The 224-nt window shown below is 58.5% G+C and carries 1 protein-coding gene; it reads left to right on the top strand.

The window, feature by feature from the left end:
• Window positions 1-224, top strand: a 224-nt coding sequence (locus tag FNJ47_RS49320; protein ID WP_163163911.1) for a transposase, incomplete at both ends; no start/stop codon positions are given.

Raw genomic sequence — 224 nt, forward strand, 5'->3', positions numbered from 1 at the left:
TCACTTGCGCCAAGCCATCGCCGCCAAAGGCGCGCTCGCCGTCATTCCCAACAACCCGTCACGCGCGCTCAAATACCCACTCGACAAGCATCTCTACGCCCAGCGCCATCTCGTCGAATGCTGCTTCAGTAAGCTCAAGCAGTTCCGCCGGGTCGCAACACGCTTCGAAAAGACAGCCAGAAATTACCGAGCCGTCGTCACTCTGGCTGCTATCGTCCTATGGA

Source organism: Bradyrhizobium uaiense, from assembly GCF_010811875.1.
GTDB classification, from domain to species: Bacteria; Pseudomonadota; Alphaproteobacteria; order Rhizobiales; family Xanthobacteraceae; genus Bradyrhizobium; species Bradyrhizobium uaiense.